Annotated in this window: 26 protein-coding genes; 24 read left to right on the top strand and 2 right to left on the bottom strand. The window is 54.5% G+C overall.

Going from position 1 to position 21,204, the window contains the following annotated elements; all coding sequences use genetic code 11:
- Nucleotides 1–10: 10 nt before the first annotated feature.
- Nucleotides 11–889 (bottom strand): itaconate degradation transcriptional regulator RipR, encoded by an 879-nt coding sequence (gene ripR / locus NA389_RS15635; RefSeq protein WP_000423179.1) that lies wholly within the window; start codon nucleotides 887–889, stop codon nucleotides 11–13.
- Nucleotides 890–980: 91 nt separating this feature from the next.
- On the opposite strand from ripR, the gene ripC reads away from it, so the two are divergent.
- From ripC to NA389_RS15580, 11 genes are all read left to right on the top strand, one after another.
- Nucleotides 981–1,823 (top strand): itaconate degradation C-C-lyase RipC, encoded by an 843-nt coding sequence (ripC, locus tag NA389_RS15630; RefSeq protein WP_001112900.1) that lies wholly within the window; start codon nucleotides 981–983, stop codon nucleotides 1,821–1,823.
- 23 nt (nucleotides 1,824–1,846) lie between these two features.
- Nucleotides 1,847–2,374: a (R)-specific enoyl-CoA hydratase RipB/Ich gene (gene ripB / locus NA389_RS15625; RefSeq protein ID WP_001094307.1), complete on the top strand. Its 528-nt coding sequence runs from the start codon at nucleotides 1,847–1,849 to the stop codon at nucleotides 2,372–2,374.
- A 24-nt stretch (nucleotides 2,375–2,398) separates the two neighbouring features.
- Nucleotides 2,399–3,724 carry an itaconate CoA-transferase RipA/Ict gene (ripA, locus tag NA389_RS15620; protein WP_000982331.1) on the top strand — a complete coding sequence of 442 codons (1,326 nt, stop codon included), beginning with the start codon at nucleotides 2,399–2,401 and terminating at the stop codon, nucleotides 3,722–3,724.
- Nucleotides 3,725–3,787: 63 nt separating this feature from the next.
- Nucleotides 3,788–4,168 carry a VOC family protein gene (locus NA389_RS15615; RefSeq protein WP_000582672.1) on the top strand — a complete coding sequence of 127 codons (381 nt, stop codon included), beginning with the start codon at nucleotides 3,788–3,790 and terminating at the stop codon, nucleotides 4,166–4,168.
- A gap of 266 nt (nucleotides 4,169–4,434) precedes the next feature.
- Complete coding sequence (locus NA389_RS15610) at nucleotides 4,435–5,310, top strand: ParA family protein (protein ID WP_055386985.1); 876 nt, start codon at nucleotides 4,435–4,437, stop codon at nucleotides 5,308–5,310.
- Nucleotides 5,303–6,673 (top strand): SPI-7-type island replicative DNA helicase, encoded by a 1,371-nt coding sequence (gene dnaB-PI / locus NA389_RS15605; protein ID WP_055386984.1) that lies wholly within the window; start codon nucleotides 5,303–5,305, stop codon nucleotides 6,671–6,673. Before NA389_RS15610 ends, dnaB-PI begins: the two co-directional genes overlap by 8 nt.
- A complete protein-coding gene (locus NA389_RS15600; protein ID WP_088244028.1) occupies nucleotides 6,670–8,370 on the top strand; it encodes a ParB family protein in 1,701 nt (566 codons plus the stop codon). Before dnaB-PI ends, NA389_RS15600 begins: the two co-directional genes overlap by 4 nt.
- Complete coding sequence (locus NA389_RS15595; RefSeq protein ID WP_438795987.1) at nucleotides 8,363–9,076, top strand: DUF2786 domain-containing protein; 714 nt, start codon at nucleotides 8,363–8,365, stop codon at nucleotides 9,074–9,076. The genes NA389_RS15600 and NA389_RS15595 overlap by 8 nt, the downstream gene beginning before the upstream one ends.
- Nucleotides 9,077–9,082: 6 nt before the next feature.
- Nucleotides 9,083–9,673: a DUF2857 domain-containing protein gene (locus NA389_RS15590; protein WP_006777722.1), complete on the top strand. Its 591-nt coding sequence runs from the start codon at nucleotides 9,083–9,085 to the stop codon at nucleotides 9,671–9,673.
- Nucleotides 9,670–9,918 carry a ParE family toxin-like protein gene (locus NA389_RS15585; RefSeq protein ID WP_004115572.1) on the top strand — a complete coding sequence of 83 codons (249 nt, stop codon included), beginning with the start codon at nucleotides 9,670–9,672 and terminating at the stop codon, nucleotides 9,916–9,918. Before NA389_RS15590 ends, NA389_RS15585 begins: the two co-directional genes overlap by 4 nt.
- 99 nt (nucleotides 9,919–10,017) lie before the next feature.
- Nucleotides 10,018–11,256 (top strand): STY4528 family pathogenicity island replication protein, encoded by a 1,239-nt coding sequence (locus NA389_RS15580; protein ID WP_088244029.1) that lies wholly within the window; start codon nucleotides 10,018–10,020, stop codon nucleotides 11,254–11,256.
- Nucleotides 11,257–11,268: 12 nt separating this feature from the next.
- Here NA389_RS15580 and NA389_RS15575 read toward each other — a convergent pair whose 3' ends face one another.
- The gene (locus NA389_RS15575) at nucleotides 11,269–11,478 is read right to left on the bottom strand and encodes a hypothetical protein (protein ID WP_128299311.1); all 210 of its coding nucleotides are present in this window, start codon (nucleotides 11,476–11,478) and stop codon (nucleotides 11,269–11,271) included.
- Nucleotides 11,479–11,546: 68 nt separating this feature from the next.
- On the opposite strand from NA389_RS15575, the gene NA389_RS15570 reads away from it, so the two are divergent.
- The 13 genes from NA389_RS15570 (at nucleotide 11,547) to NA389_RS15510 (ending at nucleotide 21,099) form a co-directional block, all read left to right on the top strand.
- Complete coding sequence (locus NA389_RS15570) at nucleotides 11,547–12,272, top strand: PFL_4669 family integrating conjugative element protein (RefSeq protein ID WP_055386981.1); 726 nt, start codon at nucleotides 11,547–11,549, stop codon at nucleotides 12,270–12,272.
- 1 nt (nucleotide 12,273) lies between these two features.
- Nucleotides 12,274–12,828 (top strand): hypothetical protein, encoded by a 555-nt coding sequence (locus tag NA389_RS15565; RefSeq protein WP_029593104.1) that lies wholly within the window; start codon nucleotides 12,274–12,276, stop codon nucleotides 12,826–12,828.
- A 15-nt stretch (nucleotides 12,829–12,843) separates the two neighbouring features.
- On the top strand, nucleotides 12,844–14,853 hold the full coding sequence (locus NA389_RS15560) for a DNA topoisomerase III (RefSeq protein WP_088244030.1): 2,010 nt from the start codon (nucleotides 12,844–12,846) through the stop codon (nucleotides 14,851–14,853).
- A gap of 635 nt (nucleotides 14,854–15,488) precedes the next feature.
- The gene (locus NA389_RS15555; RefSeq protein WP_006785950.1) at nucleotides 15,489–15,959 is read left to right on the top strand and encodes an STY4534 family ICE replication protein; all 471 of its coding nucleotides are present in this window, start codon (nucleotides 15,489–15,491) and stop codon (nucleotides 15,957–15,959) included.
- 60 nt (nucleotides 15,960–16,019) lie between these two features.
- A complete protein-coding gene (locus NA389_RS15550; RefSeq protein WP_055386979.1) occupies nucleotides 16,020–16,556 on the top strand; it encodes a single-stranded DNA-binding protein in 537 nt (178 codons plus the stop codon).
- 64 nt (nucleotides 16,557–16,620) lie between these two features.
- On the top strand, nucleotides 16,621–16,863 hold the full coding sequence (locus tag NA389_RS15545; RefSeq protein WP_004115560.1) for a DUF4160 domain-containing protein: 243 nt from the start codon (nucleotides 16,621–16,623) through the stop codon (nucleotides 16,861–16,863).
- Entirely contained in the window at nucleotides 16,847–17,095 is a 249-nt protein-coding gene (locus NA389_RS15540; protein WP_004115558.1) for a DUF2442 domain-containing protein, read from the top strand. The genes NA389_RS15545 and NA389_RS15540 overlap by 17 nt, the downstream gene beginning before the upstream one ends.
- Before the next feature lie 136 nt (nucleotides 17,096–17,231).
- Nucleotides 17,232–17,897: a PilL N-terminal domain-containing protein gene (locus NA389_RS15535; RefSeq protein WP_055386978.1), complete on the top strand. Its 666-nt coding sequence runs from the start codon at nucleotides 17,232–17,234 to the stop codon at nucleotides 17,895–17,897.
- Nucleotides 17,894–18,652 (top strand): hypothetical protein, encoded by a 759-nt coding sequence (locus NA389_RS15530; RefSeq protein WP_088244031.1) that lies wholly within the window; start codon nucleotides 17,894–17,896, stop codon nucleotides 18,650–18,652. Before NA389_RS15535 ends, NA389_RS15530 begins: the two co-directional genes overlap by 4 nt.
- Nucleotides 18,653–18,663: 11 nt before the next feature.
- Nucleotides 18,664–19,386 carry a TIGR03759 family integrating conjugative element protein gene (locus NA389_RS15525; protein WP_088244032.1) on the top strand — a complete coding sequence of 241 codons (723 nt, stop codon included), beginning with the start codon at nucleotides 18,664–18,666 and terminating at the stop codon, nucleotides 19,384–19,386.
- On the top strand, nucleotides 19,365–20,000 hold the full coding sequence (locus NA389_RS15520; RefSeq protein ID WP_031624646.1) for a transglycosylase SLT domain-containing protein: 636 nt from the start codon (nucleotides 19,365–19,367) through the stop codon (nucleotides 19,998–20,000). Before NA389_RS15525 ends, NA389_RS15520 begins: the two co-directional genes overlap by 22 nt.
- A gap of 5 nt (nucleotides 20,001–20,005) precedes the next feature.
- The gene (locus NA389_RS15515; protein WP_004115548.1) at nucleotides 20,006–20,527 is read left to right on the top strand and encodes an integrating conjugative element protein; all 522 of its coding nucleotides are present in this window, start codon (nucleotides 20,006–20,008) and stop codon (nucleotides 20,525–20,527) included.
- Nucleotides 20,527–21,099, top strand: coding sequence for a restriction endonuclease (locus NA389_RS15510; protein WP_004115546.1), 573 nt, complete (start codon nucleotides 20,527–20,529; stop codon nucleotides 21,097–21,099). The genes NA389_RS15515 and NA389_RS15510 overlap by 1 nt, the downstream gene beginning before the upstream one ends.
- Nucleotides 21,100–21,204: the final 105 nt, after the last annotated feature.

The raw sequence follows: 21,204 nt of genomic DNA, 5'->3' as shown, positions 1-21,204 counted from the left end.
ATAACCGCATTCAGCCAGTGACTTTCAGGATGAAGTTTCTCAGCGTTGGTGATGTATCGCCGCGCCGGTATGCCAGAGCCAGCTTTGCGACGGGCATCTGGTCTGCAACGGGGCGGTATACTACTCCCTTGACATTAACCTGTCTCATTGAATCTGGAACCATCGACACGCCCATCTCTGCCGACACAAGGTTAATGACTGACGAAATTTGCGGCACGAGTTGACCAATTTTCGGTTCAAAGCCCGCTTTACCGCAGGCCTCGATCACTACGTCATAAAGCGACAGGCCGATTTCACGTGGGAAGAGTAAAAAAAACTCATCTTTGAGAATCGAGAGTGCAATCTGTTTACACGCCGCAGCAGGATGCGTTTCTGCCAGCACAATAACCATCGGCTCTTCAGACAGTAACCTGAGCTGGAACCGTTCATTGCCTGTAAAACCGGGTCTCAGAAAGGCAACATCCAGCGATCCTTCATTCAATTCATCAGCCAGTTGGGTTGTATTTCCTTCCTCAAGCTGCAAACGAACGTCAGGATAAGCCCGCTTGAAAGTACGGATTGCGCCGGGCACCACACTGTTAAATGCCGCAGAGGCAGTAAAACCCACCCTTAACACGCCCGACTCCCCCCTGGCAACACGCTGCGCCGCCAGCGCGGCTCTTGTCGCGGTAGCAGGCATCCCTTTAACAACATCATAAAATGCTTTTCCAGCCTCGGTTAATTCCGCGCCATGAGGCACTCTCCGGAATAGCTGCGCTCCCAGCTCGCTTTCCAGATCCTTAATCTGTTGGCTTAGCGGCGGCTGACCTATGCCTACTTTTGTCGCAGCCCGCGTGAAATGCCGCTCTTCAGCGACGGCGAGAAAATAGCGAATATGGCGCAGTTCCATCTTCATCTCCAAAAGCAATTAAGAATGGCACCATCATATATTGGAAGAATGAAACCGGCGAGCGCATAGTGAGGTTAACAGGAGGTGCAATATGCCCGATATTTCTCATACACCGACACGTAGCTGGCTTTTTACTCCAGCAATTCGACCAGAACGTTTCATAAAAGCAGTTGAAAGTGCGGCGGACATTTCTATTATCGATCTTGAAGATTCCGTCACCCCGAATGACAAGGCGCAGGCCCGGAAAATTGCGATGCAGTTCCTTTCATCCCGACCAAACTCATCGCTGAAAATAGCATTAAGAATTAATGGAATGAATACTCATGCTGGCATTGAAGACCTGCATATGTTACTGGAATGCCGTTTTTTTCCTGATTACATTATTCTTCCGAAAACAGAGTCAGCCGCGCACCTGCAAATCGTGGATAGTCTTATCATGATGGCTGGTTCTGATACTCGCCTTATTGGCATTATTGAGTCAGTTGTCGGACTTAATGCCGTAGAGTCTATTGCGGACGCCACCCCCAGACTCTGCGGGTTGATGTTTGGCGCCGCAGATATGGCGGCTGACATTGGCGCCACACCCGCCTGGGAGCCTCTTGCGCTGGCGCGGGCCAGAATAGTGGCTGCCTGTGCTATGAAAGGGCTTCTTGCAATAGATGCTCCCTTCTTTGATATAGGCGATTTTTCAGGTCTGAAAGAGGAAACGCTGCAGGCGCTCAGTTTTGGTTTTTCTGCAAAATCGGCTATTCACCCCGCTCAGATTAGTGTAATCAACACCGCATTTACTCCTACAACGGCAGAAATTAATCATGCTCGTGCAGTACTGACAGAGAATGCCAAAGGCGTCGGGATCGTTAGCGGCATGATGATAGATGCAGCCGTTGCCCGTCAGGCCCGGAGATTACTCGCCCGGGCAGGGATCTTTTCCTGATTTTATTAACAGAGGAATTGATTATGAACACGTTATTACCCGCTTATAAAACCATTAGCGAGGGGCGCTACCGAGAAATTTCGGGTCTTTACTGGGAGGATTTTCATCCCGGTGATGTTTTTGAACATCGTCCCGGCCGGACGGTTCTGGACGCCGATAATGTGTGGTTTACCCTGCTCACTCTCAATGTGCAGCCGGTCCATTTCGATGCGGCTTACGCCAGCAAAACGGAATGGAAAAAGTTACTGGTTGATTCAACGTTCACTCTGGCGCTTTTAACCGGTATGAGCGTGCGTACTGTCAGCGCCAAGGTCGTGGCCAATCTTGGCTGGGATAAGGTACAAGCCGTCCATCCGGTTTTCGCAGGGGATACACTTTATGCTGAAAGCACTGTACTCAGCAAACGCCTGTCAAATAGTCGCCCGGGACAAGGCATCGTTACCGTTCGGACATGTGGTATTAACCAGAATGGTGTAGAGGTCATGCGCTTCGAACGAACAATGTTAGTTTATTGCTGTGGATGTTCGCCTGAAGAAGACGCCGCTTATTGAGAAATCGCCCTGAGGTTTAGAGTCATGATGAATGTTAATGCAGCGTATGCCGAAAAATGCGTGACGCCTGACGAGGCGGTTACTTTAATTACCTCCGGCAGTCACCTCTCTATGGGAATGTTTGCAGCAGAGCCTCCAGCTTTGCTGAATGCGCTGGCAAAGCGAGCGAAAAGGGGAGAAATCAACGATCTGCGGGTTTACTGTTATGAAACAGCCAGCATTGCCGGGAACACTATTTTCCGTTATGAGCTAAGTGACTATATTCATCTCTACAGTATGTTTATTACCGGTATTGAACGGGCTTTAATACGTCAGGGGATTGAGAGTTCCGGGCGAAAAATAGTTAACTATGTACCTTCAAATTTTCATCAGGCGACGCGATTACTGGCTGATGATATTGGTATTGATACCTTTATTCACACCGTGTCCCCTATGGATAAGTATGGCTATTTTAATTTTGGAACTGGAAACGATTATTCCACCCGGATTGCGAGGACAGCTAAAAAGCTTATTGTCGAAGTTAACAAATATATGCCGCGCGTTCATGGAGAAGGTGCTGCAATCCATATTTCAGAAATTGACGCCATTGTTGAAAACCATGTCCCTTTAATTGAACTACCAATACGTACTGCCGTAGCCGAAGATATTGCTATCAGTCAGATTATCGCCTCTCTTGTGCCAGATGGCGCTTGTCTCCAGATGGGGGTCGGCGCATTACCGGAGCTCATCTGTAATGCGCTCAAGGAACATAATGATCTGGGGGTCCATACAGAGGCGCTGAATCCGGGGTTGGTAAGTTTGATTCAACAAGGCGTCGTTACCAACCAGCGTAAAAATATCGACCGGGGAATGTCTGTATTTACTTTTGCTATGGGACAAAAGGATATGTATGACTATCTCAACGACAACCCCTCTTTTTTTAGTCGGCCTGTCGATTATGTTAACGATCCGGGGATCATTGCGCAAAATGAGAATGTTGTCTCCATTAACGCTACCTTACAAATCGATCTCACTGGTGCCTGTAACTCTGAATATTTGCTTGGACACCAGTACAGTGCTTCAGGAGGGCAATTGGATTTTGTCAGAGGCGCATATGCATCTAAAGGAGGTCGTTCCATTATTACGACCCGCTCAACGGCCGCGAATGATACGATTTCTCGTATTGTTCCCCGCCTTGAGGGGCCTGTAACAACCCCACGAACGGATACGCACTGGATAGTCACTGAATTTGGCTCCGTAAACCTGAAGGGGCTCTCTTCAACCGAGCGTGCGCTCAGGATCATTGAATTGGCGCATCCCAATTTTCGGCAGCAACTTAGAGTAGATGCAAAAAAAATGCATCTGATTTAAAAGTAGGTTAATGCTATTTTTAATGTAGCATCCCCAAAATATAAACATCATGAGTCTATTCAAATGATAATTGACAGAATTGATCACCTTGTATTAACGGTATCTGATATATCAACCACAATAAGATTCTACGAAGAGGTACTTGGTTTTTCTGCGGTAACATTTAAACAAAACAGAAAAGCGTTAATATTTGGAGCGCAAAAAATTAACCTCCATCAGCAAGAAATGGAGTTCGAACCAAAAGCGAGTAGACCAACGCCGGGATCTGCCGATTTATGTTTTATTACATCGACACCGATAAATGATGTTGTGTCTGAGATCTTACAGGCAGGCATTCCCATTGTTGAAGGCCCGGTTGAGAGAACTGGAGCCACAGGCGAGATAATGTCTATCTACATCAGGGACCCTGATGGAAACTTAATTGAAATTTCGCAGTATGTTTAATGTTAAAACTTACTATTGCTGCCTTTATTATGATCACGCATCCGTTTATATTGGTCTAATGGAGATCATATGACAATAATTTCTGGAAAGAGTCTATGTTCAAACTTATTGACTTGAAGACATCGAGGAGTTCATAGGGAAGCATAAAAAAGGAAAGGTGGTGCCCGGACTCGGAATCGAACCAAGGACACGGGGATTTTCAATCCCTGAGTCAAAGTTAATAGTTTGTAAACAGGCGTATTTGCATACTGTAAAGAGTGTGCAAAATGAAAATACTTCCCGTTATCTCTCCCAAAGGTGGAGAAGGCAAATCCACGTTTGCTGCTTACCTTGCCGGTTTTCTTGCCGATGCTGGCCTGAATACCCTTCTTGTGGATGCAGACTATTCCCAGCCCACAGCCAGCAGTATCTTCGCGCTGGAGCATGAAGCCCCTTTCGGTCTCTATGAATTGTTGATGCAGATGGTCAGTGACCATACGCAATGCATTTCACAGACCTCCATAAAAAATCTCGATGTCATCTACTCTAACGACCCGGACGAACTGTTGCCGACCGCGATGCTCCACGCTGCAGATGGCCGTCTTCGCCTGCGTAACATACTTCAGCATCCTTTCTTTAACCGTTATGACGTCATTATTGTGGATTCGAAAGGCGCAACAGGCGTCATGACCGAACTTTCCCTCCTTTCCTCTACCGGTAATGTGATGGGCGTTGTTAAACCCATCCTTCCGGATGTCCGCGAATTTATCCGCGGCTCCCTTCACATGCTTACCCGCCTGAAAACCTATGAAAATTACGGTATCCGCCTTCCTGATATTTCCATTCTCGTCAACTGTATCGAAAACACCCTGCTTGACCGTGAAGCAATGGACGGTCTTGCCGCCATCATTAACGAAAAACATTACGACGCCTCTGCGCTGGGCAACCGTGACGTTTATCGTTTACTCAATACCCGTATCGAGGCGCTGGATATTTTCAAACTGGGGCACGTAAAGCAGCAGCCCGTGCATCGTCTGGAATACAAAACACGCCGCAAAGGTCCGGCCGCAGCCGTCACCATGCACGACCTCGCGTGTGAACTGTTCCCTGAGTGGCAGAGCCATTTCAGTGACGTTCTGACCCGGGAGGTGCGTCATGTCTGAGATGATGATGCCCTGCTCTTATGAGGCTGAGCAGGCCGTACTGGGCGGACTGATGCTTGATAACGACCGGTGGGATGAGGTGATACTGCAAATCTCCCCGGAAGATTTGTTTTCCCGGCCGCACCGTATGGTCTTCCGCGTCATGGCCGAGCTGGCCGGAGAAGGGCTACCGCTCGATCTCATCACTATTACGGAACGGCTGGAGAACAGAGGCGACCTTGAACAGTGTGGCGGCTTTGCTTATCTGGCTGAAATGAGTAAAAACACGCCGTCTGCAGCCAATATCCTGGCTTACGCCGGGGTGGTGGCGGAGAAAAGCCGCCTGCGGCAGCTGATGACTGTGGGTAACAGTCTTCTTTCCGATGTGCAGGCCCCGAAAGCGAGCTCGGCGGGCATTCTTGAGTCGGCCGAAGGTAAGTTGTTTAACATTGCCGAACAGGGAGCCATGCAGCTCAACAGTGAGACCGGTGTTAACGAGGCGCTGGATAAACTGCTGACGCAGCTGGAAAGCATGTCCGCCAGTGACGGCCTCACCGGGACACCGACAGGGTTCAGTGAACTGGACGCGATGACCTGTGGTCTCCAGCCCGGCGATCTGGCCCTGCTGGCCGCCCGTCCTTCCATGGGGAAAACGTCGCTGGCCATGGCCGCCTGCACAGCGGCCGTGAGCGCAAAACCTGACGATTACGTCTTTGTGTTCAGTCTTGAAATGCCCTCAGAGCAGCTGATGATGCGCCTGCTGGCGATGGAAGGCCGGGTGGAACTGTCCCGGCTTCGCAGCGGCAACATGGATGATGAAGACTGGGCTCGCGTGTCCGAGGCAACCGGTCGCATTATTGAGTGGAAAAACCGTCTGATCATTGATGATACCAGTTACCAGACCCCGGCCACACTGCGCGCCCGCGCCCGACGCTATGTCCGCAAATACGGCAGACCCTCTCTCATCATGCTGGACTATCTGCAGCTTGTCCGCTCCCCCGAGCAGGAAAACCGCACGCAGGAAATATCGGAAATTTCCCGCTCGCTTAAGGCGCTCGGTAAAGAGCTGGGCTGTCCGGTACTGGCGCTTTCCCAGCTCAACCGCCTGGTGGAGCAGCGGGCCGATAAACGCCCCAATAATGGTGACCTGCGTGACTCCGGTGCGCTGGAGCAGGATGCGGACCTCATCATGTTTATTTACCGGGATGAGGTTTATAACCCCGGCACCCCTGATGCCGGGGTGGCTGAGATCATTGTCGGCAAGCAGCGGCAGGGGCCAACCGGCACGGTAAAAGTCAAATTTGACGGGCGTTACACCCTCTTTTCGGAGTTTCAGGAAGGCAGCTATGACTTCGGTTACCGCAGCGGGAGGAAACAGGCATGAGCCGTAAAAGTTCTAATGTGGGGGCTGCCATGCTGCAGCCCGGACGCCAGTCGCAGGCGGCCGGCAATATCAGCGTCATGCCGGCGGCTGAAATGCCCATGGTCCTGACGCTCGACCAGTTAAGCCCGAATCCTGATAATCCGCGAACATCACGCAATCCGCGTTATGACGATATCAAGGCTTCCATCCGTTCGCGCGGGCTGGACACCGTGCCCAAAGTCACCCGTGACCCGGATGGTGAGCCCGATATGTACATCTTCAGCGACGGGGGTAATACACGTTATCAGATCCTGTCAGAACTGTGGCAGGAAACCGGAGAAGACCGGTTTTTCCGCGTCCATGTGTTGTTCAAGCCGTGGCCGGGACGGCTGCAGTGTGTTATTGGCCATCTGGCAGAGAATGAAGTGCGCGGGGAGCTGAGTTTTATTGAAAAAGCGCAGGGGATCCACAAAGCCCGCTCTATATATGAAGAGCAGATGGGAAAGACGGTTTCGTTGCGTCAGTTGTCAGAGCTACTGACCCATGAAGGTTTGCCAGTCCATTACTCAACAGTCAGCCGTATGGAAGATGCGCTGAAATATCTTTATCCGTGGATCCCAGACCTGCTTGAGTCCGGGCTTGGCAGGCCACAAATAACGTCACTGCTGGCGCTCCGGCATGATGCGGAACGCGTGTGGGATGAGTTTTGCCTGATTTCAGACACAGGCGACAAATCCTTCAGCGACGTTTTTGGCCAGTGTTGTGGCCGTTTCAACTCCCCGGAACTGTGGTCTCTGGAGATGTTTCGCGATGAATTTATTGGTGATTTACTGCAGGCGTTACCCCATCCGGAACTGGACTATGACCGCTGGATGATGGAACTCGATCCTAAAGAACGCAACCGCAGACATCACTTTGGCGAGCCGGAGACGGTTGCCTTTCCCGCCGCAAACAAGCCTGTTAATGCTGATCACGCCCTGCATACCACAGGCTCAGATGAGAGTGAAGGCGTCCCGCTACCTGTCTCCAGTTCACGTCCTGAGGTCTCAGGAGGGGCTGTAACGCCCGTTCCGGGTAATGCGTCTTCTCCTTCTGAAACACCGATTAATGAGCCCCCTCGGCATGAGGTTCAGCCAGATATGTACGGTGCCGCGCCGGTTATTTCAGGTGAGAGCGGGGATGTTAGCGGGCTGGTTACCCTCTCCGATGGGTACAGAGAAGAGAATGGCGGAGAAGAGGACAATGGGGAGGATGGCCTGCTTTCTCTTTTAACACCAGAACCTGAAGTTGTCCTGCAGGATGACGCGCCGGTGAGTAATGACAGCATCTGGCATGTGCCGGCCCATCAGGACGATATCGAACACCTGCAGAATACCGCTTTTCGTCTGGCCTGGGAGCTGGGTGAGGTCCTTGGCTGCGAAGATGAAATTCTTCCTCAACGCGACAACGACATATCTGCCGGTTACGTCGGGGCAGGTGAGGTGTGTTCTGAAGCCGCCGCATTTCTGCTGGGCCTGACCGGCGAAGCGCCTGCGCTGCATCCTGCGGCAGGAGTGTGTGGCCTGCCGGAGCTTTTCACCGGCGGCCCGGGTGAGGGGGAAGCACCTGCCCTGACAGATGAAGATGCTCTGAAACTGCTCCGCCTGATGCGCGTTATGCGCCGTCTCCGGGAGCTGCAACGCGGTCTGAAGTACGGGGAGGATAACAGTAATGAATAACTCACAGCGACAGTTGCGACTGCTGAATCTTGTCAGGAAACTGCTGAAGCTGGGCCGCAGCAACAGTAATGCCCATGAGGCAGGACTGGCCCTGCAGCGTGCCCAGAAGCTGATGGCCAGATACGGTATCAGCGAGCTTGATGCCGGCCTTACATCCGTGCGCGAAGCGTCTTCCCGCACGGCCCCTTCGGATGCTGAAAAAGTTCCGGAATGGATGGTGACCCTTGTCCGGGGCGTCTGTCATGCCTTTGGCTGCCAGGCTTATTACTCATGGCGTCAGACCTCTGCCGGGTATCGCCGTTCGGTAACCTTTTACGGATTCAGTGAAAAACCTGAGATAGCAGCCTATGCCTTTGATGTGCTGACGCGCCAGCTGAAAGATGCCACAAATTCTTATCTCAAAACCCAGAGTAAGCGGCTGAAACTGGCCACACGCCGGGCGAGAGCGGAGCAGTTCCGTGACGGCTGGGTATGTGGGGTGCGTGAGGTGATGATATCGGCAACTGACATCAGCAGCGAGGAGCAGCAGGTAATGAGCCACTGGCTGGAAAGCCGCAGTATGAAAACAGTCACAACCCGTGAACTGAAAGCCTGCCGCGGGGCGGATACAGCACGTTATCAGGGGTATGAAGCCGGACAAAATGCCCGTCTTCACCAGGGTGTCAGCGGCCGGGGTCCGGCAGCCATTGGTTACCGTCAGGATTAAGGGGGAATGATGAACAGTTTATCTCAGGCTGCAAACGGATTATTGATGCAGCTGGTTATGGATCTCAGAAGTGGCTATCTCCGCCGCTGCGAATCGCTGGGACTGAACCGCGAGGAAATGCAGATGCTGCAGGGACTCTCGCTCGAAGAGCTTCACTACCTTTCCGGCAGTGAGGTGTCGATCATCAGTGTGGGCATCAATCACGGCAATCTGGTGCGCATGCTACAGCAGGCCCGGACGGAACAGAAACGACTCCAGCGTATCGATCGGGCGCTGGCGCTGGGCGGCTCCATTGAACTGATGGCCAATTACTTCGGGCTCTCCAGTACGGACGTGGCGGCCCGCCGTCGCATTGCCGGTATCGATGTCCGGCCGGGGCGCGGTAACGCACTGGGTGATGAGGAAAACGCCGCCCTGTGGCGTCAGTGGCAAAAGTCCGGCGTTGAAGACGCGGAAAGTGCTGACGGGCTGGACGTGATGATGCTGGCTGCAGAACAGATGAACGTCTCGCTGACGTCGGTCTGGCATGCCGTCCGCGGCTGGCACAAGACCCGGCAGCCTTCTCCGGCCCGAACGCCGGTAAGGAAGACGGCATGAAATACAGAATGGTTGCGCCGGGCCTGCGGGCTCCCCATGGTACGCCGCCGCAATGCTGTCAAAAGGCGTTACGTCAGGTTCGCCGTTTCCGGCAGGGGGCGCGTAATTACACCCGGCTCGATGAGAAAGGCTGCGGTTACTACAAAATCGATCTCGGCCCGTTCTGGCGTCTGCTGAGTCGCAACGAAGGCCGGACATGGCTTCTTCTCAGCCACGAACGCTATAACAGCGCCATACGGAAATAGCAGCATGACAGCCTGTTTACCCTGCACCCGTACGCGGGTGCAGTACTAAGCATACTGACAGTTCAGAACGGCCGTGATGGCGGCCGAAAAGGAAAAATAATGAGTCTGCCTGCAGAAAGCCTGATTGCTTATACGCTGGATAAAATGAATGCCCGCCTTGCGGCCAGTCCCCGGCGGGATGATGGCAGGATACGTAACGGCCTGCTGTTTACCGGAAATGTGCATGATTCCATTCCCCGCCGGCTGTTGCTCGACACGCGGTTGTCACCACTGGACAAGATGGGCTGGATGATGATCCGGCTGTATGCACAAAATAATGAGGGGGCGGTTTTCCCCAGCTATGACGAACTGCAGCTGCAGCTTGCCTCACCCGGAAAGGGGAAAGCCTCAAGGGAAACGGTAAGCCGCGTCCTGCTGATGCTGCGAATAACCGGCTGGCTCAGCCTCTGTAAACGCGTGCGGGATGATAAAGGGCGGGTGCGGGGGAATATCTATGCTCAGCACGATGAGCCCCTGACATTCAGCGATGCGGAAATGCTCGACCCCCGCTTCCTTGATACGGTGGCGGATGCCTGCCTGAGTAAAAACCGGACTATCAGCCAGACCGCCCGCGAAGTGCTCGACGATATAAAAAACGACCCCACCATGCGCCATTATCGCAGCCATCTTGCGCTGATCGAATCGCGTCTGGACCGCCCACAGACGCCCAGCCAGATGGCGAAACATCATCACCGAATACACTGTCCCGCACCGGGTTCGGAAACCGAACTCAGTCATAAACGGCCAGGAATCGTCGCTAAAAAACAGGGTTCGGATACCGAACTCAGCCCAGAAAGATACAACAATTCACTGAGTTCGGAATCCGTACTGCCAGTAAAAACAGGCAGTTATGACCGGGTTCGGAAACCGAACCATTACGTACGTAGTATCACACACAGTGTGAATAAAAATACGTACGTACCGGGTAAACCTGTGCTTCCCGACAGTCTGCATGAACTTGTGCCGGCTGAAGATATTGCCATGCTGACCGCCCAGCTGCAGGCGCTGCCTGAAGAACAGGCACAACTTGTGCTGCTCAGCCTGCAAAAGGTGATGGCACGCCAGCAGCTCAGCAACCCGGTTGGCTGGTTGCTGGCCGTGATGAAGAAGGCGCGTGAGGGCAGGTTATACGCGCCCCGTCAGGGTGGCGATATATCTGACAGTGTCGGGCAAAAAACAGTTCAGCGTCCCGAACAGCAACAATGGAAACCCGAACCACGCGCCTCTGCCCGCCCGGTATCGGAGGAAAATATCAGGGATCTGGTGAAGAAAATTCGGGAAAAAATCATAAATTCATGAAATTGCAGATTTTTACAGGCAGCGGAGCATGAAGTCTTGCACTTTTGCCAGCAAAATGCTGGCTAAAAAGCAAGCACTGTTGCCAGTGGCAACACTGGCTAAAAAGCGAGCACTGTTGCCAGTGGCAACACTGGTTGAAAGCCAGGCAATACTTCTTCGCCATAAAAGAGATGAAGGTTCTGCAAATTTGTAACGGTGACGATCTGGTTTTAAGTTGTTCATATACCCCTCTCGCCCGGACTATCTCAAGCGTGTCAAAACTCATTACCCACTAAAGAGAGGCGTTAGACATGTCTGATGGTAAAACAAAGGGCGGAACAACCGCTTCACGAGCGGGGGCCCTACAGTCCTCTGTTAATATCCTGCTCCATACACATTATGCAATCCGGCTTTGGGAGGGCAGGAAACGTGATGCTCCGGACGAGACAGGGGTGAAAAAAAAGAGGCCTGAAATAATCAGCATGCCGCAAGCCATTGCGCGAGCTGGTAATGCTTCCCGAGACTCAGCGGCAGATAATCCCTATGCCGATATGGCTCTGGTACGGCTCGAAGAAGCCCTGCAACGAGCAACACTTAAAATTAATGCAAACGTCAGTTCACTGGATGCCATATTGTCAGCCGTACCCAAAGGGGTAACGCTCTCGGAAGTTGAATCAGCCGATCCGTTAAATGTCAGCGTTTTCAGCCGTTCACCGTTAGGATACCGGTGCGTATGGCTTCTGGTTGGATATGATCAGTTAGCAATGAAAGCTTTCCAGGCTTTTCATTACGGACTGATTTCGCGTTCGCAACGTGACGCTATCCTGGACAATGGTGGCCATGCTGTTCGTCAGGTCTATGGCGTGATTCAGCCTTACCGAACACTTGCAGTGACTCGCCGTGATATTGCAGAAAAAACCACGCAAGGGCTTGTTGCCATTGAGCGAAATGGCGAACCTGATCCGGATGTGTTAAGCGGTAAAAAACGTTCTTCGTTCTCACCTCCGCTTAAAAACACCATAGCAGAGGAGGAATGATATGATTCGCCCTGTGTTCCTCCTCACCTCCTTCTTTTTACTGAGCGGATGCGCAACAACGGACTGGGCTGCGATTAATAAACAGGTCAGTGACACAGCCGCAAACCTGACAAAAACGTTGGGCGGCAACAGCAGCGGAGAAAGTGGCGGGATGCCGCTGATGAGCCCGGCGGGGCAACAGGCCCTGCAGTCCGTCGATAAAACGTTCTCCGTGCCGGTCGATGTGGATACCGCGGCGGCCCGCCTGAAGCGCCATTACAAATTTATCTCCACGCAGGAGCTTGAGGCACTGCGGCAGGCCGCAAATGACGGGGACTGGAAAGCGGCGGCTGAAGATGATGCGCATCCCGTCTGGGATGCCATGCCGGGCAGCTACTACAAAATGGGCTCCGACTGGAACGGACGTGATCACCTGGATATCGAAATCGAGAAAAACGGGTCCGGCAGCAGGCTCTATGTTGTCTATCGCTCATCATCAGCACAGCGTCTGGCCGGGTCCGGCGTCACGAAGCTGATGAATGATGTCCGCGCTGTTGCGGCGGGTGAAAAACGCTGATGCGGGAGGCAACACATGCAACTCTTTCTGTGTGAAAAACCCTCCCAGGCAAAGGATATTGCCCGCGTACTGGGTATCAGCAAGCGTGAGCAGGGATTTATCAGCGGCGGTAACATCGTTGTGACCTGGGCGGTCGGCCATTTACTCGAAACTGCCAGCCCTGAAGCCTATGGCGAGCAGTATGGCAGGCCATGGCGTGCCGATGTTCTGCCTGTGCTGCCTGAGGCCTGGAAAATGGTCGTCAAAGAGCAGACAAAATCGCAGTTCACCGTTATCAGTAAGCTGCTCAAAAAGGCGTCTGAGGTGGTCATCGCCACCGATGCCGACCGCGAGGGAGAAGTTATCGCGCGTGAGCTGCTGGAATACTGCCGCTACAGTGGCGCGGTACGCCGGCTCTGGTTGTCAGCCCTGGATGAGGCCAGTGTGAAGGAAGCACTGGGCAATATCCTTCCCGGGGAAAAAACAGCCCTGCTGTATGATGCCGGCAAGGGCCGGAGCCAGGCTGACTGGCTCATCGGTATGAACCTGACTCGCCTTTATACCCTCAAAGCCCGTGACTCAGGTGTGTCAGAAGTGCTGTCCGTCGGGCGGGTACAGACGCCGACGCTTGCCATGGTGGTTAACCGGGATAATGAAATCACGTCCTTCGTGCCAAAGCCCTGGTGGCAGGTACATGCGCTTATTGAAAAAGAGGGCGTCCGGTTCCGGGCTGGCTGGGTGCCCGTTGAGCAGTACTGTGACGAGGAAAAGCGTTGCATCAATCCTCAGGCAGCCCGGGCGGTGGGACAGCTTTGTCAGCAGCAGGGCAGGGCTACGGTACTGGAGGTGACCCAGAAGCGGGAGAAAACGGCGGCACCCCTCTGTTTTGACCTGGGCACCCTTCAGCAGGTCTGTTCCCGAAAATTCGGCATGGGCGCAAATGATGTGCTCGCCATTGCTCAGTCACTTTACGAAACCCACAAAGCGACCACCTACCCCCGGACAGACTGTGGTTTTCTGCCAACCTCCATGCAGCAGGAAATTCCCGACGTGCTGGCAGCAGTGGCGAAATCCGATCCCGCCGTGGCCCCGGTACTGAATCAGCTGGACAGGCAGTTTGTCTCGCGCGTCTGGAATGACAAGAAAATCACCGCGCACCATGCCATCATTCCCACCCGGCAGGCATTTGATTTGTCGCGCCTCAGCGCCGATGAGCTGAAGGTCTACCAGCTGATTCGCCAGCATTATTTCGCCCAGTTCCTTCCGCTGCAGGAATCTGACGTGACTGAGGCGTCTTTCAATATCGGTGGCCAGCTGTTCCGTACACGCGGGAAAGTCGGTGTGGTGACGGGCTGGAAGTCATTGTTCCAGGCTGAAAAAGATGACGATGAAGAGGACGTCGACGGTGACAGTATGGCGCTGCCGGCGCTGGCTAAAGGGGATAATTGCGCTGTCACCGGTGCTGAGGTTAAGGATATGAAAACCAGTCCGCCCAAACCGTTCACGGAGGGGACGCTGATTGCTGCCATGAAGAACGCGGCCAGTTTCGTCAGTGACCCGAAGCTGAAGAAAGTGCTGCGTGATAACGCAGGTCTGGGCACAGAGGCGACGCGTGCGGCAGTACTCGAAACCCTCTTCAAACGACACTATCTGGAGAAAAAAGGGAAGCACATCCACTCAACGCAGATGGCCCGGGAGCTGATTGCGGCCCTGCCGGAAACGCTGACGAGCCCGGGCATGACCGCATTATGGGAGCAGGCACTGGATGATATTTCGCAGGGGAAAATGTCGCTTGCGGTCTTTATGCAAAAGCAGCTGCAGTGGACCCGTCACCTTGTCGAAAAAGGCCGCCAGGACAGTGTGAAAATCACCGCTCCCGTCACGCCTCCCTGCCCGTTATGCAAAGGGCCCACACGTAAACGTAAAGGTAAAAATGGTGATTTCTGGGGGTGCATACGCTATCCGGACTGTGAGGGAATTATCAGTACAGGTAAGAAGAAAGCAGCGAAGTGTAAAAAAACATCGGTTAAGGCTAAAACAGAATAATCCGCGCAGTATTGAACTATTTCACTGTACAACCCCGGGGCGGGTTCTGCTATTGTTGCCAGGCTTTGATGCATAGGTGCCCCGCTGGCCACGGTGCTGTAAGGTAAACTTTAACGGGATTTACCCGCAGCAGGCCTGGCAGGAAGTTATTGCACACTAACTGACCTGTAAGACGCATGCACTCCGTGAAAACCGCGTCGGGATTATTCCCCGGAGACAGATGAGACGACCGCAGGTTAAGGCACTGACCCCAGGGCACCGGAAACGGTGCCCTTTTATTTTTACGGATCACGTTTTCCATTTTGACCGTTGACATTCCGGGAGGACGGTTTAATTATAAAAGTGCTAAACCGTCGTTCATACGACCACCAATGATTCAGTAGCCTGTGAGAATCGCCTTCGGGTGGCTACAGCGAAAGCTCCTGTAACCTGAAAGGGAGCAAACTTTGGTACATCTGCGCACCTTTGAAAGCAGATATCGCCTGTACAAGCGCATTACGACGCGGCGATGAAGGTTCCTTCAACATACCAGACTCTCAGGATTCAACCGATCCTGACCCCCGACGGGAAACCACTCCCGTCAGGGCAGATGGTTTCTCCGTCGTACCTATTTTTACCTCCATGGAGAAAACATCATGTCTGCAAACAACACTTCTGCATCTGCAAAATCTGAGTACTTCAACCTGACTATCAAAGGCATCGGGTATCTCAGCAACATTCGCCAGGTTAACCATCAGAATGGCTCGTTCCTCAGCTGCGTAATCAATGCACTGAGTGGTCCGACTGATAATCCGGCCTACGTCCGCTTTGACATTTCTGTCGCAGGTAAAGAGGCAACCAGCCTTATCGCCCGCTGCCAGAAAGCCGTCGATGAAGACAAGAAAGTCCTGCTGGGCTTTAACCTGAGTAACCCATCCACGGACATATTTACGCTGAACAAGGGCGACCATGCCGGCGAACAGCGCGTCAGTCTGAAAGCCCGCCTGATAAAGGTGGACTGGATCAAAATAGGCCAGGAAATGGTTTACAAGACTGAAAAATCTGACTCCGTGCCGCCGCAGAATGGCTCTGCCGCACAACAAAACTACGCAGAAAACTCATTCTGATGCGCACCTGACACACCCCGTTCGCGGGGTGTTCCTTTATTCCTTACAGGAGAAATGATTATGTCCTCACGCGGCGTTAACAAGGTTATTCTTGTCGGAAACCTCGGCCAGGATCCTGAAGTTCGTTATATTCCTAACGGCAGCGCAGTTGCCACCCTTTCGCTGGCCACGTCTGAGAGCTGGCGCGATAAGCAGTCCGGTGAACAGAAAGAAGTGACCGAATGGCATCGGGTGGTTATTTTCGGCAAGCTGGCAGAAATTGCGGGTGAATATCTGCGTAAAGGCTCCCAGGTTTACATCGAGGGCCAGCTGCGCACACGCAAATGGACCGATCAGGCCGGCCAGGATAAATACACCACAGAGGTGGTGGTCAATATTGGTGGCACCATGCAGATGCTTGGCGGTCGGCAGTCCGGCAGCGGTCAGAATACGTCTTCCCGGAATGACTGGGGCCAGCCTCAGCAACCTTCCGGACCGACTCACAGTGGCCAGGCTACCGGCAGCAGTGCCGGTGCGCCACCGATGGACTTCGATGACGATATACCGTTCATTGGATTCGGGTATGGAGTACCAAAATCGGCAATCCATGCACTCTGAACAGCCTTTATGGTAGTTGCTCTGAACTTACACATAATCCGGTCAGCATTTAAGGATAACTGACATGCCTGTTATACTGAGGATCAACGGTTTCCGGTTCTTTTTTTATTCTAATGAAGGTAACCCGCTCGAACCTGCACACATTCACGTAATGAAAGCAGGTAGTGAAGCCAAATTCTGGTTAACGCCATCAGTGGTACTGGCCAGTAACGATGGGTTTAATTCACGGGTATTAAAAGAACTGACGGGGATCGTTGAAGATAACCAAGCATTGTTTCTGGAGGCCTGGAATGACTATTTCAGCTAAACGGGTCAGCTTCGATGAGGCCACGATGTGGGTTGAACTCAACGACGCCCGTACCATCGGTGTGCCGCTGGCATGGTTTCCACGCCTGTTGCATGCTTCAACTGAACAGCTTAACAGCTATGAACTGAGTCCCCGTGGTATCCACTGGGACGCGCTGGACGAAGACATTTCTATTGCGGGTTTGCTTGAAGGCCGCGGCGATGTGACCCATCGTCCCCATAAAGTAGCCTGACAGCGCGCTATTAGTGAAAAACGCTGGCTTTTGCCGGCGTTTTTTTTCATCAACGGAAAATCAGTTGTTAATTGAGTGAAACCGGAACGATTCCGCACAGTGAGGGCTGTTTTATCACTGTACAGGAAAATTCCGGATGAAACGTAACACCTCTCACAACATATTTTCACCAGGCAGGCTTGCCACTGTTCTTCCCCTGCTGCTCCTTGCGGGCTGTGTTTCCCAGCCGCAAAAGTTGCAGCAACGCGCGCCTGCCGACCCGGCACCCGGCACCACCGTCACCCGCAACGTTCAGCCGGTCTCTCCGGACGAGTATGCGCGGACGCCGGAAGTGGTGCGCTACGATCGTTATCTGCTGGTCAGTACCGATCCGCAGGCGGCCCAGCGTGACCCTCTCTCGCAGATTATTGATATTCGCATCCCGTCATCCCTGCATCCTACCGTGGCGGATGCGCTGCGTTACGCCCTGCGCCAGTCCGGTTATTCCCTGTGCGCGACCGGTTCCGCCAACGGCGTGCTTTACCGCCAGGCATTGCCGGCAGTCCAGTACCAGCTGGGCCCGATGCGCCTGCGTACTGCCCTGCAGGTCCTGGCCGGTCCGGCCTGGCAGCTTGAGGTGGACGATGTACAGCGGGTGGTCTGCCACAGCCTGCGCGACGGCTACCAGCTGCCGGTCTCCCAGCTTCCGCCGCCGGTCAGCAGCTGGTCCACGCCTGCGCCGTCAGCCGTGTCACAACCGGCCATCAGCGCCCCTCAGTCCGTCCCCGTTAAATCTGTCAGCGGAGGGTTTCTGAGAAAATGAGCGAACAGCAACCATTCCATACGGACTCCGCGCCGGCCCGTAAAAGATTCAGCTGGCGTCCCCGCCGCCGCCTCATCTGGGGCGCTGCCGGCGGTGTGGCGCTGGCCGGCATTCTGGCGCTGGGCTACACCGCCTTCAGTCTGGGCATATCGAACCTTGATGAACGCCTTACACGCCTTGAATCTCAGGGCAGTACAGCGGCCACTGTTGAGACAGTCGCGGCCCTGCAGTCAGATGTGACCATGCTCAGAGCCGGTCTGCAGGACACCCGGAAAAAACTTGGTGAGATGCAGCAGGAGCTGAGCGCAGCAGCGAAACAGGCCGGCAGCGACGACGCCGTGCGTCAGTCATTGCGAACTCTTCAGGAGGCACAGCAGGGGCTGGAAACCCGCCTGAGTGCGCTGACTGAGCAGCTGACAGCGCTGAAATCACAGCCGGCACCCGCACCCGCCGCACCTGTCGCCGCACCGGTCAAAAAAAACGCGCCTGCTGCAAAAAAGCCCCGTCCCGCTGACACACGTCGTGCTGCTCCGTCCCTTCGCCTGGCCCGCAATGCGCCTTTTGTGCTGACGGGTGTGGAGAAGCGGGGGGCAGAGTCCTGGGCTGCCATCGCGCCCCGGGGCTACAGCAGCCTGTCGCAGGTGGCCCTGGTCGGAGAGGGCGAAACCGTTGCCGGCTGGACGCTGGTCAGTGCCGGTTATGGTGAGGCGACGTTTCGGGTTAACGGCCGCCTGACCGTGCTCAGAGCAGAATAACGGAGCGAATAATGAAACTGAAACATACCTTTTTAGCCGCCATGCTGCTGAGTCCCCTGACCTTGGCCGCGACCACATCAGGACAGATCGATGTCAGTCAGCAGGCATCAACACAACGGGCCGACTCTGCACAGCAAAACCTGCAGCAGCAGGCCGGTCAGTGGGGACTCAGTGCCGACGATTATCAGCGTTATCAGCAACTGATGAAGGGACCCAGGGGTATCCAGTCGCCGGGTCTCGATCCGCTTTCCACCCTCGGTATCGAGGCGCAGACGCCGGCAGAGCGCCGTAAGTTTGCTGAGAAGTGGGTCAAGGAAGAGTTTGCCCGCACTCAGAAAGAGCTTGATTTCCAGCGTGAGGTGAACGCGGCCTGGCAGCGCCTGTATCCGGGCACACTGCCGGTCAATATGGGGAACGCCTCCGGCGTGGCGCACGACAGTGGTGGCCGGCTGGCGCTGTTCGTCAGGTCAAAAGACTGCGCCACCTGCGACGCGAAACTGTCTGCCGTGCTGGCTGACAACCGGCCGGTGGACATCTATCTGGTCGACAGCCAGGGCAGTGATGATGCGCTTCGCAGCTGGGCGCGGGACCATCACATTCCCGTTGAAAAGGTCCGCAAGCGCCAGATCACGCTTAACCACGACGGCGGACGGTGGATGCGCTTTGGTAACGGTCTGATGCCGGTTTTACTGCAGCAGGCGGGAGACGGTAAATGGGCAATCGCAGCATTCTGACCGGTGCGCTGGCGCTGGGCTTACTGATGGCGGCCGTCCCTGACGGCCATGCTGACCAGACGGTGCCGGAGGGTTACGTCCGCGTGGCCATGGCGCACGGCGTGCCCCCGGAAGCGCTTTACTCGGTCTCCCTGAGCGAGTCTTCGCGCAAACTTCCCCGCGGCGTGCGTCCATGGCCCTGGACCATCAATGTGGCAGGCAAAGGGTATCGCTATGAGACGCGTCTGCAGGCCTGGCAGGCGCTGCAGGTCTTTATGAAGCGTCACCCGCTTAAGCGCATCGATGTCGGTATTGCCCAGGTCAATCTGGGCTGGAACGGTCATCATTTTGCCTCGACGTGGGATGCGTTTGACCCTTACACCAACCTGAACGCCGCCGCCACCATTCTGCGTGAGTGCTGGGCGCGTAAGCCCGGCAGCTGGCTGGATGCGGCCGGCTGCTACCACCATCCCGCAGGTGGTCAGCCTGCTGCACGTTACCGCGCCATTGTGAGAGGGCATCTGGCAAAAATCAGCCCTGCACCCCGCATTTCTGCGCCGGCAGCTGAAGCGCCCCGTTCGGTTGCTGCGCTCACCCCCGATCCAGGCTTCGTCTGGACTGAACCCGGGAGATAACCCTGATGAAAACGCTGTCCTTACTGCTGTTTACCCTCCTTCCCCTGACCGGCCATGCTGAACTGAACGTGATTGCTGATCTGGGCGGTGAAGATGCTGCGCCGTATTTTGAGGCCGTTAATAAACAGCCCGGTATGAGCACGGGAAACGACACCACATCTTCACCCCCGTCACCCGTGCTGCAGGGCGAGGCCGCCATGCTGCCGGTATTCACGCCGGAGTTGCGCCCGGGCAGCATTGCCGACCGGCCGCTGCAGCTGCCCGGCATCGGGGCGTTGTTTCTGGTCGGGGATGATGCTCTGTCCCGTGAATGGCTGAAGGCTAATGCCGGTGAGCTGGCTGAACAGCATGCGGCCGGGATGATAGTCAACGTCACGGACATGGCTACCGTGCGTGAGCTGCGCGAGCTGGCACCCGGTGTCAGTCTGGCCCCGGCTTCCGGCAGCGAGCTGGCCCGTCGCCTGCAGATTGCGCATTATCCGGTACTTATCACCGATACCGGCCTGACGCAGCAGGTTAAGCCGTAATGAGCGCGCCATATATCAATGGTCTGCTGATGGCGCACCCTTACGGGGCGGTCATACTGGTCGTCCTGTTCCTGGTGGTGATGGTCTTTCTGAACCTGCGCCGGCGGGAGAAAGCCAGCACCCGCCGTCACCGGCGATACCGGGCAACGGCGGGGAGGGTACTGAATAAGCTTAACAGCCTGCCGGGAGACGGGCAGCGCCTGACTTATCTGCGCAAAATCAGCCCCTATGTCTTTGAAGAGCTGTTGCTGTCTGCCTTTGAACGTCAGGGGCTGACCGTGGTGCGTAATGCCTCCTACAGCGCTGACGGCGGCCTTGATGGCCAGGTCATCATCGACGGGGAATACTGGCTGATTCAGGCCAAACGGTACAGCCGTGCTGTTTCCCCCGCACATGTTGAGGACTTTGACCGGCTTCTCCTGCAGACCGGCCGCCGCGGTCTGTTTGTCCACACGGGCCGTACCGGGAAGATGAGCCGCGCCATTCGCACGACATCACCGCGCCTGCGCATCATCAGCGGGCAACGCCTGCTGACCATTCTCGCCGGGCAGGACGTCCGGCAGTATCTCTGAGGAATCATTTATGCACATCATCCTGAACGGCACTGTTGCAAATAGTCGGTGGTGATAAACTTATCATCCCCTTTTGCTGATGGAGCTGCACATGAACCCATTCAA

The sequence above is a fragment of the Salmonella sp. NW645 genome (genome assembly GCF_051703725.1).
GTDB classification, from domain to species: Bacteria; Pseudomonadota; Gammaproteobacteria; order Enterobacterales; family Enterobacteriaceae; genus Salmonella; species Salmonella enterica.
Note: the sequence above shows the minus strand (reverse complement) of the source record. Positions and strands in the feature narration are given on the sequence as shown.

What these genes read in the sequence shown, in the direction of transcription:
- NA389_RS15555 (WP_006785950.1), top strand. Translation starts at nt 15,489, where the DNA reads ATGTCTGCAAACAACACTTCTGCATCTGCAAAATCTGAGTACTTCAAC.
- NA389_RS15535 (WP_055386978.1), top strand. Translation starts at nt 17,232, where the DNA reads ATGAAACGTAACACCTCTCACAACATATTTTCACCAGGCAGGCTTGCC.
- dnaB-PI (WP_055386984.1), top strand. Translation starts at nt 5,303, where the DNA reads ATGTCTGAGATGATGATGCCCTGCTCTTATGAGGCTGAGCAGGCCGTA.
- NA389_RS15585 (WP_004115572.1), top strand. Translation starts at nt 9,670, where the DNA reads ATGAAATACAGAATGGTTGCGCCGGGCCTGCGGGCTCCCCATGGTACG.
- NA389_RS15580 (WP_088244029.1), top strand. Translation starts at nt 10,018, where the DNA reads ATGAGTCTGCCTGCAGAAAGCCTGATTGCTTATACGCTGGATAAAATG.
- NA389_RS15610 (WP_055386985.1), top strand. Translation starts at nt 4,435, where the DNA reads ATGAAAATACTTCCCGTTATCTCTCCCAAAGGTGGAGAAGGCAAATCC.
- NA389_RS15520 (WP_031624646.1), top strand. Translation starts at nt 19,365, where the DNA reads ATGGGCAATCGCAGCATTCTGACCGGTGCGCTGGCGCTGGGCTTACTG.
- NA389_RS15525 (WP_088244032.1), top strand. Translation starts at nt 18,664, where the DNA reads ATGAAACTGAAACATACCTTTTTAGCCGCCATGCTGCTGAGTCCCCTG.
- NA389_RS15575 (WP_128299311.1), bottom strand. Translation starts at nt 11,478, where the DNA reads ATGAACAACTTAAAACCAGATCGTCACCGTTACAAATTTGCAGAACCT.
- NA389_RS15530 (WP_088244031.1), top strand. Translation starts at nt 17,894, where the DNA reads ATGAGCGAACAGCAACCATTCCATACGGACTCCGCGCCGGCCCGTAAA.
- NA389_RS15565 (WP_029593104.1), top strand. Translation starts at nt 12,274, where the DNA reads ATGATTCGCCCTGTGTTCCTCCTCACCTCCTTCTTTTTACTGAGCGGA.
- NA389_RS15590 (WP_006777722.1), top strand. Translation starts at nt 9,083, where the DNA reads ATGATGAACAGTTTATCTCAGGCTGCAAACGGATTATTGATGCAGCTG.
- NA389_RS15510 (WP_004115546.1), top strand. Translation starts at nt 20,527, where the DNA reads ATGAGCGCGCCATATATCAATGGTCTGCTGATGGCGCACCCTTACGGG.
- NA389_RS15600 (WP_088244028.1), top strand. Translation starts at nt 6,670, where the DNA reads ATGAGCCGTAAAAGTTCTAATGTGGGGGCTGCCATGCTGCAGCCCGGA.
- NA389_RS15540 (WP_004115558.1), top strand. Translation starts at nt 16,847, where the DNA reads ATGACTATTTCAGCTAAACGGGTCAGCTTCGATGAGGCCACGATGTGG.
- NA389_RS15595 (WP_438795987.1), top strand. Translation starts at nt 8,363, where the DNA reads ATGAATAACTCACAGCGACAGTTGCGACTGCTGAATCTTGTCAGGAAA.
- NA389_RS15615 (WP_000582672.1), top strand. Translation starts at nt 3,788, where the DNA reads ATGATAATTGACAGAATTGATCACCTTGTATTAACGGTATCTGATATA.
- ripC (WP_001112900.1), top strand. Translation starts at nt 981, where the DNA reads ATGCCCGATATTTCTCATACACCGACACGTAGCTGGCTTTTTACTCCA.
- NA389_RS15560 (WP_088244030.1), top strand. Translation starts at nt 12,844, where the DNA reads ATGCAACTCTTTCTGTGTGAAAAACCCTCCCAGGCAAAGGATATTGCC.
- ripB (WP_001094307.1), top strand. Translation starts at nt 1,847, where the DNA reads ATGAACACGTTATTACCCGCTTATAAAACCATTAGCGAGGGGCGCTAC.
- NA389_RS15545 (WP_004115560.1), top strand. Translation starts at nt 16,621, where the DNA reads ATGCCTGTTATACTGAGGATCAACGGTTTCCGGTTCTTTTTTTATTCT.
- NA389_RS15515 (WP_004115548.1), top strand. Translation starts at nt 20,006, where the DNA reads ATGAAAACGCTGTCCTTACTGCTGTTTACCCTCCTTCCCCTGACCGGC.
- NA389_RS15570 (WP_055386981.1), top strand. Translation starts at nt 11,547, where the DNA reads ATGTCTGATGGTAAAACAAAGGGCGGAACAACCGCTTCACGAGCGGGG.
- ripA (WP_000982331.1), top strand. Translation starts at nt 2,399, where the DNA reads ATGATGAATGTTAATGCAGCGTATGCCGAAAAATGCGTGACGCCTGAC.
- ripR (WP_000423179.1), bottom strand. Translation starts at nt 889, where the DNA reads ATGGAACTGCGCCATATTCGCTATTTTCTCGCCGTCGCTGAAGAGCGG.
- NA389_RS15550 (WP_055386979.1), top strand. Translation starts at nt 16,020, where the DNA reads ATGTCCTCACGCGGCGTTAACAAGGTTATTCTTGTCGGAAACCTCGGC.